1 pseudogene is annotated in these 564 nt (G+C 60.3%); it reads right to left on the bottom strand.

What is annotated here, in order from left to right:
• Positions 1 to 564: pseudogene (locus tag J3481_RS14400) on the bottom strand (IS1634 family transposase); the annotation flags it as partial.

Raw genomic sequence — 564 nt, forward strand, 5'->3', positions numbered from 1 at the left:
GTCCTCCGTCTCGAAGTACGTGGAGGTCGTGTCAAAGAACAGAAGGTCCACGTCCAGGTTCAAGAGATCGCTCACTCGCCGGAAGACCTCGTATTGCAGGTCTTCCGCCACATCATGGAGAAAGTCCATAGCCCGATATGCCTGCCACACGTCCAACTCGGTCATCCCGGGGAGAGCCACTTCACGGTCGACCCATTCTTCCATGGCCAGCTTGCTGCTTGGCGCCAACGCGCGATTGGCGACCATGGCGAAGATGACACGCTCGACAGCCGCCTTAAACTTCCGGTCGGCAAGCCGCTCTCGCAGGACCTCATCCAATCCAAGCTGTCGCCACAGCTCGTCTAGCAGATACGCCCCTCCCATAGGACGGCTATCCAGCAGCGTGGTTTGGATGCCCTCCGACTGACCACGTCCGGCGGTAAACTCGTCGCCAACGAAGCGATGGATGCTCTGGGCAAGGCGCCGGAGGGCCTCGAGGTCGATTTCGTCTTCGCGGCCGAAGGTGTAGAGGACCTTGGCCTTGGGCTGGCCGGTGTTGGGATCGCGATAGTTATGGGCCAACTG

The organism is Alicyclobacillus fructus (assembly GCF_017329605.1).
GTDB lineage: Bacteria > Bacillota > Bacilli > Alicyclobacillales > Alicyclobacillaceae > Alicyclobacillus > Alicyclobacillus fructus.